Consider the following 16,169-nt stretch of genomic DNA (forward strand, 5'->3'; position numbering starts at 1 on the left):
ATTCTAAAATAGATGTTGTAAAATAATTGTGATTAAGCGTAAAAAAGGAGAATCATCAATGACTAACAAGAGTCTTCATTCTCATAAATTGAGAAATACGATTTTAGTTGCCGGTGCTGCTTTGACACTTGGATTATTATCATCTAACACTAAAGTAAGTGCTGATAACATTGCTACCGAAAATACAATCTCAAGCTATGCAGCTAAGGCTAATACTTCTGCTAGTTTAGCCGCAACTCCAGCAGCTAATAGTTATGCTGCTGCAAGCTCAGCAATTAGTGCTACACGTACTGCTAGTGCAGCTAAGTCTGCCGCTAGTTCAGCAATTGCTAGTGAGTCTTCTGCAATTGATTCTGAATATGCTGCTAAGAGTGCAGCTCAAGTTAAAGCAAATTCAGCAGCTGAAAAAGAATTATCTGATGCTAATTCCTCAGCATATGCAGTTGCCTCTAGTGCTGTAAATACCGATCCAACAAAAATTCCTGGGATCGAATCAGCTGCCCCAGCAGAATATAAAGCATATAGTGATGCTACTTCAAGTGCTAATGCTGCATATGCTCAAGCAAGTGATGCAGCCGTTCAAGCTTCAACCGCTGCATCAGCTGCCAAGGTAGCTAGTGCTAATGCTGCTTCTGACTTAGATGCCGCTAAGAAGGTCGCTGCATCAGCTTCAAGTGATGATAAATCAAATGCTGAAGCCGCAGTTGCGGAAGCAGAAAAGAAGAGTGCTGAAGCAAAGAGTGCATATGAAGAAGCCCAAAAGAAGAGTGAAGCTGCTCAAAAGGAATTAGCAGAAGCTAAGAAAACTCGGGAAAGCGCGTTAGCAACAGCTAAGACCTTATTTATCGGAGCACTTGCTCAAAGCGGCTTCTTAAATAGGCTTGAGCAAAGTAATCGTGATGCTTTACAAAAATTGAAGGAAGAAAATCAAGCAAAACTAACTGCAATCGAAACAGAAAAAGCCAATACTCTTGCTTCAATGAAAAATACAATTAATGGTTATTTGAAGGCTCAACTGGCTTACTTGAATACTAATCCGTTTTTACCAACAGGAACTCCTAATAGTTGGGGGACTAAAGAAGTTAAGCAAGAAGATGGTACTACCGAGACTGTTTGGTACTACTATGGAAACGATGGTAAGGCTCTACAAGGTTGGCAGCAATTAGATGGCAACTGGTTCTACTTCACACCAAGTGATGGTTCCATGGTTACTGGAATTCAAAAGATTGATGGGAATATTTATTACCTTAATATTAATCATGATGGTTCTTATGGTGCGATGAAGACCGGCTGGCAAAAGGTTGATGGCAAATGGTACGGCTTCAAAGGTGACGGAAGTGCATATCTTGGCTGGCAATTGCTTAATAATCACTGGTATTATTTCGATACTGATGAAGGACATGCCTTAACTAGTTGGCAAAAGATTAACGATCATTGGTACTACTTTGATCCAGTTAACGCTTGGGCGCAAACAGGTTGGTTTAAATCTGGAGCGGGAAACTGGTATTACTTTGATCCAGTGAATGCTGATGCACGTACAGGATGGTTTAGATCTGGAGCAGGAAACTGGTATTACTTTGATCCAACTAATGCCTGGGCACATACTGGTTGGTTCCAATCACCAGCTGGTTATTGGTACTTTTTTGATTACAACAATGCCTGGGCTTTAACCGGCTGGCAGTTGATTAACGGTCACTGGTACTGGTTTGATGCTACTAATGCTAATGCTTATACTGGCTGGAAGTGGTACCGTGGTTATTGGTACTTCTTCAATCAAGAAAATGCTTGGATGTCAACTGGCTGGACAACTAACCGGGATAACAATGAGTTATACTACCTTGATGCAGCAGGCCACCCAGTTACTGGTTGGCAAATGAGTCAAGATGGTACTTGGTATTACTTCCAATCAGATAGTTACGCTGCTGCTACTAATTGGCAATGGTTAAGTGGTCACTGGTTCTACTTTAATCCAGGTTATCCAAAGCACGGTGCAATGATGACTGGTTGGCAAAATATTAATGGTAAGAGCAACTACTTCTACAGCAATGGTTACTGGAGTGGCTACTAATTAAGTTGAATTTAATATTTTATTGATTGAGAACGTTTTGACTTAATAATGGTCAAGACGTTTTTTGTAACAAAAAATTTCACTAATATTACAAGACGGCAACATTCATTAACAAACTGACGACATTTAACTTTTTAAGAAAAATTTATTGTATAGTAGTAATCGTTGAAATTATTGATGAACGAATTAAAGGGAGTTGTATTTTAGTTTATGAGTAAGAAACATTACAAGTTATATAAGAGTGGTAAGCAATGGTTGACTATGGGAATTACTATTGCTTCATTAGCTTTTGGTATAACAATGGCTACTGACGCTCAAGCCGATGTGGTTGCTCAAGACAATGCAACTTCAACTACTCAAGTTGCTCAATCACAACAAATCGTTGAAAGTGCAACTGTGGCAGCTAGTTATGCAAATACTAATAATAGTGTTGCTAGTGCAAGTAATAATGTTGTCTCAGCACAGCCAGCAACAACTAATAATTTTTCCACTAACGTTGCTAGTCAAGTTAATCAAACAACTTCAGTAGCCCAAAACGGTTTGGCTAAAGAAAATGGCAATACTTATTACTACAACAATAATGCCAAAGTTACTAATGAATGGGAACAAGTAAACAATAACTGGTATTACTTTGGCAATGAAGGAAATGCCCAAACTGGTTGGTATAAATCACAGGCAGGTCTATGGTACTACTTTAATAATGAAACTGCTCAGGCTGAAACTGGTTGGCAAAAGATTAATAATTATTGGTACTATTTTGATACTACTAATGCTTGGGCCTTAACTGACTGGCAAAAGATTAATAATCATTGGTACTACTTTGATGCTACTAATGCTGATGCGAGAACTGGTTGGTTTAAATCGCAAGCAGGTAATTGGTATTACTTTGACCCTGCTAACTCTGACGCAAGAACTGGTTGGCAAAAGATTAATAACAACTGGTACCACTTTGATGAAAGTAATGCCTGGGCTAACACCGGCTGGTACAAGTCTAACGCTGGTTTCTGGTACTACTTTGATACTACTAACGCTTGGGCTTTAACTGGTTGGCAAAAGATTAACAATGTTTGGTACTACTTCGATACCACCAATGCTAATATGCTTACTGGTACTCAAACGATTGATGGTAAGACATATAATTTTGGATCCAATGGTGCTTGGTTGGATGATCATAGTGAAGCCGTAAATAAGGCAATGTCAATGCGTGGTCGTGCTTATGTATGGGGTGGTAATAATCCATCTACTGGTTTTGATTGCTCTGGGTTAGTTCAATGGGCATATGGCTTAGGCGCTAACTATCGAACAACTTACCAACAACAAGCATTAGGTACTCACCATTATGACGTTGCTAATGCTCCTAAGGGTGCGTTGCTATTTTATGGTAGTGATAGCGCACCATACCACGTAGCTATTTCTCTTGGTAATGGTGCATATGTCCATGCTCCAGAACCTGGTGACGTAATTAAAGTTGGTTACACTAAGTACTACTCAGCAAGTTACTACGTTGTGTTGTAATTAGTCTTAGAATATAAGATAATAGATGAAACAATTAATGAAGAAGGAGCATTATTATATGAAAAAACTTATGGCAACTGTTGCTGCCGGTGCATTAATGATTACTTTAGCAGGCTGTGGTAATTCAAGTAGTTCTACTAAGGATAATTCAAGTAATGATGCATCTTCAAGTAAGGTTGTAAAAAGTGCAAAAACTTCTGGTAAGACCGCGGCTACTTCTACTAATCAAAGTAAGAAGACAAGTGAAAAGTCAGTATCTAGTTCTGCAGTAACAAGTAGTTCATCCAGTAATGTTACTTCTAGTAGTAAGTCTACTACTGCTACTTCGACATCAGAGCAAAGCACTCGTGAACAAATGACAGCACAAGATGCCAAAAATATTGTTAAAGAACATATCGGTAATCAGTTAAACAATGCTGGTATCTCAGGTAAGCCAGCTACTGGATTACCTTCAATTGATGAGGTTGATGGATATACGGCTGTTCAAAATGGAATTAACGATTGGATTGTTAGTGGTAACGGTCATTCATTCCATGTTACGGCTACTTCTGTTACTGGAAAATAATTGAATATAACATAATCCATAGTCTACAGTGACGTAGATTATGGATTTTTTATTTTGGACTGAAAGATATTGCGGATAGGCTGAATTGCTTTATAATTACAGTGTTAAAGACTAATTTTGGAGGATTTTTAATGAGAAAAATAGGTTTAGTAATTGTTACATCGCTACTTGCTGTAACTTTAGCAGCATGTGGTAATCCACATAATAGTAATTCATCTTCTAGTTCGAACAATACAAAAGTTGCTAAAAAGGCAGCTAATAGTACTACCATGAATACTTCTAATAATTCAACGCTTGATCCTAATCAGCTAACGCCAGCTCAAAACGCTGCATTAGTTCTTTATTATACTGGTGAGCATATGCCGGGGGCTGATCAAAATGATTACTCTAAGGATATGGACGTATCTGGTCAAGGAGCGGTTGTAAAAATTTATAATAAGGATAGTGTTCCTAAGGGAGAGGGACCGCTTTATAAGGATTATCCTGATGGTGCAGATCTTTTATACTATGTGAAACTTAATCAAAAGGATAGTGAACATGGAATAGATAGTACTTACTACACAATAGCTGGGAATAAGACTTACATCTCTGATAGCGATGCGGGAATATCTCCCGATGGGGTAACTAAAGCTGAGATGATTGCTTATGCTAAGCAGCATCATGCAGTTAAGCGGATTATGAATGTTGCTAACAATACTAAGGTTCAAGACCTGCGGAATCAATCTACATCAGCAAATAATTCACATAATTTATCAACTCAGCAACTGGGAACTCTTGTTGCTTTATATCAAGAACCAGATTGGTTTAAGGATGGAATAAGTGATGGAATGATGTGGTATGGAAGTAACTCAAATGGTTTTAGTTACGTTACCGCTAATGGTGATCCAACTAGCTGGCTGTATTTTAAACGAAATGGCAACGATGTAACAATTAAATATGTTGATCCAAAAGAAGGACAATCAGTAGCAGAAGCTTCGACTACAACAAAACACGTTACGGTGTCGGGATTAATTCGTGATTACTATACTAATCAATCACAGAAAGATGAAGTTAATGGTTACGCTAATAAGTTAAAACCAGAATCAGATTATAACGATAATTAATAAAAGAAGTCATCCAGAATCATATCAAATTCTGAATGACTTCTTTTATTATTCGTGAGTTGTGACTGATCTTTGAACTGTATGGGTTGTAGTATTTTCAGATACATGACCTGTAGTTGCAGCAGGAGTTCGAGTTGTTTGGTATTCGTTACGAATAGTTGACTGGGTTCTTCTTTCCGTTTGGGGAACCTGAGTAGTAACTTGCGAGCTCCTTATTTCTCCATAGGTTCTCGCACTATTAGAATAGGTGGAAGTATGTTTTTGCGATGATGTTTTACCACCAATAACATAATCACTCCCGTTACCACTACCTGGATCGTTGTAACTAGCACCGCCCGGTAAGACAAAGTCTGTATTAGTTACACCATTATAGAATGGCTGAGATTTGTACATTCTCGTTTCGTGGTTAACAACTTTCTTAGGTTTAAGACCTAGTTGTTTACGAATGAGTTTAGAAATACGATTAATTTCTTTTGGACTAGCAATTTGGAAAGAAACTCCCTCAATTGTGGCATCCTGTCCTTGGAAATGATAAGTTGTGACATTATCCATGGCAGCGTGATAGTTACCATACAGTGTAGCAATATCATCAACTGGAATATTAGTTTTTACACCATCCTTAACTGCATCAAGAATTTTATTTGCAGTTCCGATAGAACCAGATTTCTTAAACTTTTGGATAACACTTTCAATAATCTGTTGTTGACGTTTTTGCCGTCCATAATCATTATTTGGATCACTATAACGCATTCGAGAATATTTAAGAGCTAATTCACCATCAAGGTGTTGCTTCCCTTTCTTGAAGTGGTGTCCTTCATAGGTAAACGCAAAAGGATTATCTACAGTTACACCACCAACTGTATTAACAACCTTCTTTAGAACTCCCATGTTAATGACAGCGTAATAATCGATTGGAACATCCAACAGCTCCGAGACAGCTTTAACTGTTTTCTTAGGACCACCGATTGAATATGCTGCGTTAATCTTTACGTATGTAGGACCTTCTTTAGTCGGAACACGAACTAGCGTATCACGGGGAATACTGGTCATAGTTATTTTCTTTGTTTTAGGGTTAATTGTAAACAATTCAAGTGAGTCAGTATTTCCACCAGTATTTCCACGATCCAAGGCACCGACATCAGTTCCCATTGCTAGGACAGAAACAGGCTCACCTTTTTGGAGCTTTTTGCTGATTTTACCATTGCCACTGCCAAAAATATTATTAGCAGCCGAATTAATCTTATGGTATTCGTAGCCACCACCGAGTAATACCAAAATAACTAGTGCCCAAATAATATTTTTAACCCAGCGAGGAGTTCGATAATGATGAACTTCTGGTGTGCTTGGATTCATATTTGGTGAAACCTTCTGTGATTTATTATTTGAAAGTTTAAATTTCGGTAACTTGAATTTTGGCATTTTGGATTCGTGATTTTGCTTCTGGTCTTGAGCTACTTTATCATGGATCCGCCGTTCCATCTTTTTTCGATATTCTTCACGTGTCTCGTGATTGTCATTCATATTTTATACCTCAATCAAAAGTTTTTTAACCTTATTAATATACTATAAATATGAGGGGCATTTCAATTTGCTAATATTAGCTTAACAATTCTGTAAATATTTCGTCTAATAATGCTATTTAGTGTAAAATGTGATATAGAATTGTTCTGATAAATTACGGGGGAAGATAATAGATGAATAAAAATCTTGTAAAAATGACGGCGGTCGCAGCATTAACCACAGCTGTTGGTATTGGTATTGTTGAAAATAATGTTCTCGCTGATACACAAACAACCGATTCCGCGACAAGTGTTAATTCTGATAATGTTAATAATAATCAGCCCATTGTCAGTAATGTTGCTCAGCAGCAAGCCTCAGCGACAACTGCAGCACTTTATTCGGCCAATTTAAATACACAGAGTACCCAGTACGTAAACTTCCCACAAGGGTATACTCTTGATAAATTAAGGGGTATTTCTAACTCTACTGAAGCAAATAATTTTCAGCAGACAACAATTAGCGGGTTGAGTATGAATAATTACCAATCAGACAGTGTTGCCGCTAAAGAATATGTAAATGTTAATAACCTAAGTCCTGAACAAACAATCCAAATGAATCAGTATGGGGTAGGTTTAGTAAATCAAATTAGAAGTGAATTTGGTTTAGAGCCATTCCAGTTAAATGATGGGACGATAGATCAGGTTCGGTCAATGGCTCTAGAATACCAAAGTAAAGATGAGTCATTGATGAAGGGGGACTGGCATGATTCAGAAATCCTTAATAATCATAGTGAAAATATTGCTGCCCAACAAATTTATAATGATAATATAAATGGTTTAGCTGTTCGTCCTTTTGCAAGTGCTAAAGGGAATGAGTTTATCAATAATAATGCTATTCCTGTATTTAGTGTAACTACAATGGATGATTTAAGAGCACTAATTTACTATGGTGTAATGGGAATGCTTTTTAATGATGCTTCAGATATTTTTGGCCATGCACAAAACTTTTTGACTAACCCACAAAGAATTAATACGCTTGGAATCTATCCTTCAATTACTAAGTCCGTTGGTAAAGGAACATATAGTGATGGTTCGAAATTTAATTTTAATTTGTTAAATATTGATATGCACTTTATTTGGGCTGAAGGAGATAATAATTCTAGCACGGCTGAAGAATATAATACTCCTGGTTGGCATTTAGCTGATAATAAGTGGCGACATTTTGATCAGGCTGGATTACTAGAATTAGGATGGAAGTGGATTAATGGTAATTGGTATTACTTAGATCCAGCTACTGGTAATATGCAAACTGGTTTGAAAAATATTAATAATAATGTGTACTACTTAAACAATAGTGGTGCAATGGTAACTGGTTGGCAAAGGGTAAATGGTAATTGGTATTACTTCCAAAATAATGGTGCCGCTTTGACTGGCTGGCAATTCATTAATGACCACTGGTATTACTTCACTGGTCAGGGAGTTGCTGAAACAAATTGGCAATGGATTGGAAACCATAAGTATTACTTCGATTTAGATAATGCATGGGCGTTAACCAATTGGCAAAATTTGAGCGGTAATTGGTATTACTTTGATTTAAACAATGCTTGGATGGATACGAATTGGCAGTGGATTGATAATAATTGGTTCTACTTTAACCCTAGTTATGGTCAAATGATGACAGGATTACAAACGGTCGGAAATAGTTTGTACTTCTTAAATACGCAACATGATGGCAGTTATGGAGCTATGCGGACCGGCTGGTGGAATATTAATAATAATTGGTATTTCTTCTATAATAGCGGAGTTGCAGCAAAGGGATGGTTCCAGTCTGGTGCAGGAAATTGGTACTACTTTGGTAATGATGGTAAAGCATTGACAGGTTGGCAAAAGGTTAATGGGCATAGTTATTACTTTGATACTGTTAATGCCTGGGCAGTACGTGGATTTCAGTTGATTGGTAATAATTGGTATTACTTCGATCCAGTAAATACTTGGCAGAATAGTGGCTGGCAATTTACTGGCAATAACTGGTTCTATATGAACCCCACAACTGGCCAAATGGAGAGTGGCTTACAAACGGTTAATGGAAAGGTATATTTCTTAACCACTCAACATAACGGTTTGTTTGGAGCAATGACTACTGGTTGGCAAAAGGTTAATGGAAAATGGTATTACTTTGATGCTAGCGGCTCAGCATTAATCGGCTGGCAAAAGATCAATGGTCATTACTACCACTTTAAGAACAATGGAGAAGCAGATACGGGGGATGTTTACTTAACCAATAACGGACAAAGTAAGCTTTACCATTTTGATGAGCAAAATGCATGGTTAACTGAATAAGTTGATTAAGAAAGGTTGGCGTTGAGTCAGCCTTTTTATGTTAGCTTGTTAGCTAAATAATTAAGTGCTAAAATGAAACCGTATTTTGTTACTTTTGGGGAGGAATAATCTTGAAAAAGAAATTATGGTTGGTTTCAACCACCGTTTTAGCAGGATTAGCGCTTGGAATTACAAGTGTTAGTGCTGATACTAATGTAAGTACAAACAGTAGCAATATGAATAGTACAACTGTTGCTACTGCTAATGTAAATACAGATAGTGGTGCTGTATCAACTCAAGTAAGTAATAGCGATGCAGCAGTTACGAGTGCTTCTGCTGATACTAATGCACAAAGTGATAATGTTGCAAGTGAACAACAAACTATCACTAGTGCTCAGCCTGCTACAGCCACTACCAGTCAAGCACGAGCAGATTGGTACTCTAGCTATTCAACTGGCTGGCAATCAAGTCGGAATTATGATGGTACCTATGATTGGACTTATCGTAAGGCTGATGGTACGCGAGCTAGTAATGAATGGTTATTGATTAATGGTTCCTGGTATTACTTTGATGGCGATACAATGGCTAATCGTGGTTGGTGCTATGCTCCATGGTATGGTCAAGGACATTCGTATTATTTCGATGCCAATGGTCACTATGCAACAAATAGTTGGCATTCATATGATAATGGAAAAAATGCATACCCAAGATATGACTGGTCATATTCTAAGGCCGATGGCACACAAGCTAATAACGAGTGGTTGTGGATTAATGGTGCCTGGTACTACTTTGATGGAAATACGATGGCAGCAAATGGTTGGCATTATGCCCCATGGTATGGTCAATATCACTCATATTATTTTGACGCCAATGGTCACTATGTAACAAATTGTTGGCACTCAACCAGTAATGGTAAGAACCAGTACCCTACATGGACATACTCCAAGTCAGACGGTACACAAGCTAACGATGAATGGCTGTGGATTAATGGCGCTTGGTACTACTTTGATGGTAATGACATGGCAGCAAATGGTTGGCATTATGCTCCATGGAATGGACAGTATCACTCATACTATTTTGATGCCAATGGTCATTATGTAACCAATAGCTGGCATTCAACAAGCAACGGTAATAATCAATATCCTACATGGACATACTCCAAGTCAGACGGTACACAAGCTAATAATGAATGGGTGTGGATCAATGGCGCTTGGTATTACTTTGATGGTAATGATATGGTAGCTAATGGGTGGCACTATGCTCCATGGAATGGCGAATATAGAGAATATTACTTTGATGTCAATGGTCATTGCCTATAATTAAATATAATCTAGAAGGTTGTCTGGATTGGCAGCCTTTTTGTTATACAAGAAATTGATGATTAGAATATAAAAAGAGGAATCAACGCTAATTGTTGACTCCTCTTTTTGTGAAAGAATGCTATTTCCACTATTTTAATTATTCGTTATGACTTACCGTAACTCCGCTTGGTAATGCTCCTGACCAGTCTTTGTATTGGACTTGGGTACTTCCCTTGGTAGTGTAGCGATCCATCCCATCGCTATCAACATTGTGGGTAACCCCTTCAGAGTCAGTCCAAGTTGCGACATCGCCTAAGCCAAGTTGAACTGATTTTTGTTCCTTAACGCTGCTTGATGAACTAGCAACTTTAGCTGGAGCAGTAACTTGCTGGCTAGCATTATTGTTAGTTGTATTTGCAGACGCAGTGGTAGTTACGTTCTTAGCGGAACTTGTGCTACTACTTGAAGATGCAACGTTTGTACTTGCTGAGTGGTTAGTAGCAGCTGCAGTTTTAGCACTGGTTGAAGCTGACTTTTCACTCTTCTTATGGCTCTGCTTAACTACTTGTGAGCTTGATGCCTCGTGAGTCTTGTGTGATGTGGTTGTAGAACTACCTACAGCACAACCGCCTAGACCTAGCGCAAGTAAAATGACAAGTGAACTATTTAAAACCTTCTTACTCATCTTCATAGTAATAGCACTCCCTCCGGCAACGTTAATTTTAACGTTGTTGTTTCCTTTCAATATCTATATTGTAACATAATTGAAATATTAATGTAAATATTTAGCAATTAAAACGGCAGAATTTGCAACTTATGTAATAAAATGCAATAAAAGAGTAATAAAGGAGAGTTAATTAATGTTACTTGAACTTTTGTTGATTAGATATGATATAAAGGTATTGTAAGATTATGTGGGGTTGCTAAAACCTTAGTGAGCACTACAAAGAACACATAAGCCTGTAATACCAGCGATTATCGTTGGCGTTACAGTTTTTTTCGTTGCTTAAAAGGCGCTACTTTAACACGTTCAGAGTCGACTGCTGTTGTGACAATACCTCAGCAGCACAAAACAGCGACTCTAGTCAGTATTTATAACCATGAAAATGCCTAGGCTGTGGCATAAGCTATATTACTTAAGCAAAATACAAATACCGCAGTGTACAAATGGGATTCAGTGCTTGGAAAATCCGAACGCTGAATCTCTATTTGTACTTTCTAAAGACTAGCTACGCATCGACGGGGATTCGAAAACGAACTAGCGAAGTCCTTTTGCATACTATTTTGTATCTCCCCACTGTCTATATTAAAATAGGGAAGATATTATTTTAGGGGAGAAAATCATGCATCGATTAAAAAGTAATCTAGTTTGGGTCGCACTGATGATTTGGGTAGGAATTGCTCAGGTATATTGGCAACTCGGACCACATATAGCGAGTTACAGTAATGCCAGTCTCCACACCAGTGCGTATGAAATACTCAAGGGCTTAACATTGCTTGGCTCTGACATTCTGATTTTACTGTTAGGGTATTTCCTATCACAAAAGAATCATTGTGAGTCAACAATCATTAAGGCGTGGCTGAATACTTTAGTCTTGGGTGGCCTTGCTAGTGTACTAGTGGCCCTTAGCACCAACCAGCTTGCAAAGGTCACAGTCTTTCATACCGACTTCTTTAATGCAGCTTTTCCGTTATTGCGGAATACTTATCCACTGATCTTTGGAAGTTTACTTGGATTAATTCTGACTGCAGTAATTAATGATCAACGATTCATTTGGCGACGACCGACTTTGATTAGTATTTGGCTTCTCATGATCATCCCGCTCTTTTGGACACCGAATATTTGGGGATGGACGAGTGATCATTTAACGTTATTTTATGCGTTACTGTTTGTCCTTGGTGCTAATGTTAAGCAGGAAAGTCATCATCGAAAATGGCTTCTTATTACTGGCTTAGGATTACTGATCACGGTTGTCCTTCAAGGGATCATGCCATTCATGAGCATTGATGGACGGACAGCGAGCCGCTTCACCACGCCAACTAATATTTTTACCATATTAGCCGCTTATGGGATTGTCAAAATGACGGTGGACCACTTAGAACAGCCCAATTGGCGATCGTTGTATTCCTACTTAACGTTAATTGAGAATACAACATTATTAGCAAGCGTCCGACTAACGGTCAAGCTTCACAACGCTTATGGTAGTTTGAAGGTAGGAATAATTACAATTATTTTTCTCCTTTTTGCCTTAGCATGTGCCTACATTTGGCGCGGGTTATCAACGGGGGATTTTGCTAAGCGTCATCTTCAACGAATTAACGGTTTCACTAGTCGACCAGCTGAAGCTCAGTTGCAATTAATAAAAAAGCAATTTTACGCTTGGATGCCCAATATTAGTTTGGGGATTATCTCCTACCTAATCGCGGCCCTTTCGATGCTATTAATGAATGATGGCTTTTCCGTAAGCCCGAATGTCGATGCTACCTATAATATTTTTGCTTACACTTTTGATCAACGGGAACTACTATTACTCTTTACAGCATTCTTGATCTTTACGGTTATTAAGTTTATTCAAGCCGTGACTAATCGCTACTGGGTTGGGTTGATTAGTGTTATTGCAATCAGTGCGGTCTTTATTGTGGCTAATCATGAAAAAATCGTTGCCCGAAACGAACCAATTCTTCCTGCAGACCTAGCAATGGTGCGGGTCGCTAAAAACTTATTTGGTATGGTTGATGGGGTAATCTGGGCAATTGCTCTTGTAAGCTTAGCGATCTTAATTGCGCTAACTGTTTGGTTAGAGAAGACTCATCCCCTAAGAAACGCAGTGGGGGTGGTAACACAACGGCTACTATTTATCTTCCTTGCACCATGCTTATTTGCGACAGCTCTTTTGTGGAATCATCAGAGTACTCCCTTTAATAATTTAATGACTTCCATTGATGACCAACCGATGTTTTATAACCAGTTAAGTGGGGCAAGAATCAATGGCCCGTTACTGCAGTTCATGAATAACATTGACGTTACTGTAATGACTAAACCGGCCGGCTATTCTCGACAGAAAATGGCTGCAGTTGTCCGCAAGTATCATTTAGATGCTCAGCAAATTAACCGTCAGCGAACAAACTCATTTAGTAAGCAGACCATTATTTTCAATTTGAGTGAAAGCTTTGCTAATCCCCAACGAGTTCCTGGCGTTCAATTGAAAAACAATCCCGTACCGTACATTACTAAGCTTAGTAAGCAAAATACTGGTGGCTTGATGATCAGTTCAGGCTATGGTGGTGGAACCGCTAATATGGAATATATGGCATTAACCGGGTTCGCATTAACTAATTTTTCGCCGACCTTGCCAACACCATATACTCAACTAGTTACTAATTTGAAGAACAATCCATCAATTGCTCAACAGTTCAAGTCGGCAATCGCAATTCATCCCTACAACGGTGCCTTTTATAACCGAACATCGGTCTACCAAAAATTTGGCATTGATCGCTTCCTCTATTTGGGAAGTAAGTACCTAATTCGTCACCAAAAAAAGATTGATCGTAGTCCATACCTTTCTGATCAAACTTCTTACCAAAATGTATTAGATCAATTAATGAATTATCATGGTGGTCGGTTCATTAACCTAGTGACGATGCAGAATCACTTCCCGTTCAATCAACACTATTACAATGAGATTAGCAAATATCAGGCGACAAAAGTTTCTGCCGGTACTGACAAGTCGTCGGTAAATGATTTTGCTACGGGGATCCACCATACTGATGTAGCGATGAAACAATTCATTACTGCAATTGACCAAATTAAGAAGCCGATTACGGTTGTCTTTTATGGGGATCACTTGCCAGGAATCTATGGTAATGAAATGACCAAGGATGGGCTCAAACTCCATGAAACAGATTATTTCATTTATTCTAATCGGTATGCGCGAGAACATGGTGCACAAAACTTTAAGCAAAAAACAGCTTATGTTGCGCCAAACGATTTCATTGCGATGGCAGCTAAGCAAACCAACTCCAAGGTCAACTGGTATCAGGCTTTACTGACGCGGGTTTACGAACAATTACCTGTGATTACCGAAGATGTTCAGGCAAGCGGTAATGTGAATGCCTATAATAGTAACAGTCGCTTTATCACGCAAAAAGGAAAGATTCTTAAAGAAAACCAACTAACGAAAAAGCAAAAAGCACTACTTCATGATTACCGTCTTGTTCAGTACGATGTCACGGCAGGAAAGCACTATGTTGTTAAGACGATGAAGTAAGCAGTACCGCAGATAGAGGGTGGGAAAACGTTTCGTTTTTCTCACCCTCTTTGTCGTAGTTACTTTTGAATACTCTTGTTAGCTTGCACTGCTTTCAAGGTTAAGATTGCTAATGGAAGAGATTGACTTATTTTCTCATTTACAATCAAACTTCCTTAGTGTATGGTAGAGGGGACGTTGTGACACCTGCTTTTACGAGGTGTCCTTTTATTTTGTAAATGTTAGGATTAATTATGATGAATCGAGAAAAATTTTATCATTGGCTATTTTGGCCGATTGTTTTTTTAACAATTGCGACATTAATATTTGTTTGTACCAAAATTCAGTTTATATTTAAGCCATTTTGGACATTCCTGTCAGTAGTCTTTGTGCCACTGCTACTATCAGGATTCTTATACTACATGTTGAATCCAATCTTAAATTTAATTATGAAGGTTAAGATCGGCAAGTTCCGAATAAACCGTGGTGTGGCTAGTTTACTGATTGTGGTCTTACTAATTCTGATTATCGTTTGGGGGATTTCTGCATTGATTCCGCCGGTGGTAAAAGAAATTAGCCAATTGGTCAATCACTTGCCGCAAACAGTTAGTGGTTTGCAAAACCTCATGAATGATACAATTAAGCATTCCCCATTGAAGCATGTTGATCTTAATGCTTACTACCGTCAATTTGATCATCAGTTAGCCGCTTATGCGCAAAAGATCTTGAAGGGACTCTCTGAACGGGTTGGGGATATTATCGGCATGGTTACTAACATTACTGTTGTTACCATTACAGTTCCGGTGATGCTCTTCTATATGCTAAAGGATGGTTCAAAGTTAGTTCCTGCTATTCAAAAGTGGCTTTCACCACACCATGCCAAGGAAGTTAACCAGTTACTCGGCAAGATGAACAATACCTTATCGTCATACATTGCCGGACAAGTGATTGAGTGTCTCTTCGTTGGTGTCTTTACCTCAATTGGTTATCTGATTATCCATGAACCCTTGGCCCTTGTCCTTGGAATTGTTGCTGGCCTATGCAACATCATCCCTTATGTTGGTCCATATATTGGGATTGCCCCAGCACTATTTGTTTCTTTGACAATGGCACCAAATAAATTAATCTGGGTAATTGTCGTTGTCCTGATTGTTCAACAGGTTGATGGTAACATTATTTATCCAAATATCATTGGTAAGACCCTTAAAATTCACCCACTGACAATCATCGTCCTCTTACTTGCTGCAGGGCATATTGCTGGAATTGCCGGGATGATTCTCTGCATTCCGTTCTATGCAGTTCTGAAGACTGTGGTTGAATACATGTTTGATATTTATCGGATTGAGCATCCGGTGAAGGATGATGAAAAGGATGTTAAGGCTTAAAAAAGATGAATCGACTAGAATATAGTTGATTCATCTTTTTTAATTTTCTTGAATTCATCATTCGTAAAGTATTCTGGATGATTATCATTTAATGCTACTAGCATTGATTTAAACAGAGCAAGATAATTATTTAAAGGAACTTCACAAAGGTGATCTTGGTATGATAA

The 16,169-nt window shown here is 38.3% G+C and carries 10 protein-coding genes; 8 read left to right on the forward strand and 2 right to left on the reverse strand.

The features are described 5' to 3' along the window. Window positions 1–58: 58 nt before the first annotated feature. The 4 genes from NFR46_RS06670 to NFR46_RS06685 all read left to right on the forward strand — a co-directional run bounded on the left by NFR46_RS06670 (window position 59) and on the right by NFR46_RS06685 (window position 5,251). Window positions 59–2,068, forward strand: a complete 2,010-nt coding sequence (locus tag NFR46_RS06670) for a hypothetical protein (protein WP_251575813.1) — start codon at window positions 59–61, stop codon at window positions 2,066–2,068. Window positions 2,069–2,278: 210 nt separating this feature from the next. Further along, window positions 2,279–3,583 (forward strand): NlpC/P60 family protein, encoded by a 1,305-nt coding sequence (locus NFR46_RS06675; protein ID WP_251575815.1) that lies wholly within the window; start codon window positions 2,279–2,281, stop codon window positions 3,581–3,583. Between the two features lie 58 nt (window positions 3,584–3,641). Beyond that, window positions 3,642–4,148 carry a hypothetical protein gene (locus tag NFR46_RS06680; RefSeq protein WP_251575818.1) on the forward strand — a complete coding sequence of 169 codons (507 nt, stop codon included), beginning with the start codon at window positions 3,642–3,644 and terminating at the stop codon, window positions 4,146–4,148. 131 nt (window positions 4,149–4,279) lie between these two features. Next, window positions 4,280–5,251 carry an Lreu_0056 family protein gene (locus NFR46_RS06685; RefSeq protein WP_251575820.1) on the forward strand — a complete coding sequence of 324 codons (972 nt, stop codon included), beginning with the start codon at window positions 4,280–4,282 and terminating at the stop codon, window positions 5,249–5,251. A 48-nt stretch (window positions 5,252–5,299) separates the two neighbouring features. Here NFR46_RS06685 and NFR46_RS06690 read toward each other — a convergent pair whose 3' ends face one another. Then, a complete protein-coding gene (locus NFR46_RS06690; protein ID WP_251575822.1) occupies window positions 5,300–6,772 on the reverse strand; it encodes an LCP family protein in 1,473 nt (490 codons plus the stop codon). 173 nt (window positions 6,773–6,945) lie between these two features. Here NFR46_RS06690 and NFR46_RS06695 point away from each other — a divergent pair, with 173 nt between their 5' ends. Then, window positions 6,946–9,090, forward strand: a complete 2,145-nt coding sequence (locus NFR46_RS06695) for an SEC10/PgrA surface exclusion domain-containing protein (protein ID WP_251575824.1) — start codon at window positions 6,946–6,948, stop codon at window positions 9,088–9,090. A gap of 110 nt (window positions 9,091–9,200) precedes the next feature. Then, window positions 9,201–10,388 carry a hypothetical protein gene (locus tag NFR46_RS06700; RefSeq protein WP_251575826.1) on the forward strand — a complete coding sequence of 396 codons (1,188 nt, stop codon included), beginning with the start codon at window positions 9,201–9,203 and terminating at the stop codon, window positions 10,386–10,388. Between the two features lie 139 nt (window positions 10,389–10,527). Here NFR46_RS06700 and NFR46_RS06705 read toward each other — a convergent pair whose 3' ends face one another. After that, complete coding sequence (locus NFR46_RS06705; RefSeq protein WP_251575828.1) at window positions 10,528–11,061, reverse strand: hypothetical protein; 534 nt, start codon at window positions 11,059–11,061, stop codon at window positions 10,528–10,530. A 652-nt stretch (window positions 11,062–11,713) separates the two neighbouring features. On the opposite strand from NFR46_RS06705, the gene NFR46_RS06710 reads away from it, so the two are divergent. Both NFR46_RS06710 and NFR46_RS06715 read left to right on the forward strand, forming a co-directional pair. After that, window positions 11,714–14,638 carry an LTA synthase family protein gene (locus NFR46_RS06710; protein WP_251575831.1) on the forward strand — a complete coding sequence of 975 codons (2,925 nt, stop codon included), beginning with the start codon at window positions 11,714–11,716 and terminating at the stop codon, window positions 14,636–14,638. 236 nt (window positions 14,639–14,874) lie between these two features. Beyond that, window positions 14,875–16,002: an AI-2E family transporter gene (locus tag NFR46_RS06715; protein WP_251575833.1), complete on the forward strand. Its 1,128-nt coding sequence runs from the start codon at window positions 14,875–14,877 to the stop codon at window positions 16,000–16,002. Window positions 16,003–16,169: the final 167 nt, after the last annotated feature.

The organism is Limosilactobacillus agrestimuris, assembly GCF_943193105.1.
GTDB lineage: Bacteria > Bacillota > Bacilli > Lactobacillales > Lactobacillaceae > Limosilactobacillus > Limosilactobacillus agrestimuris.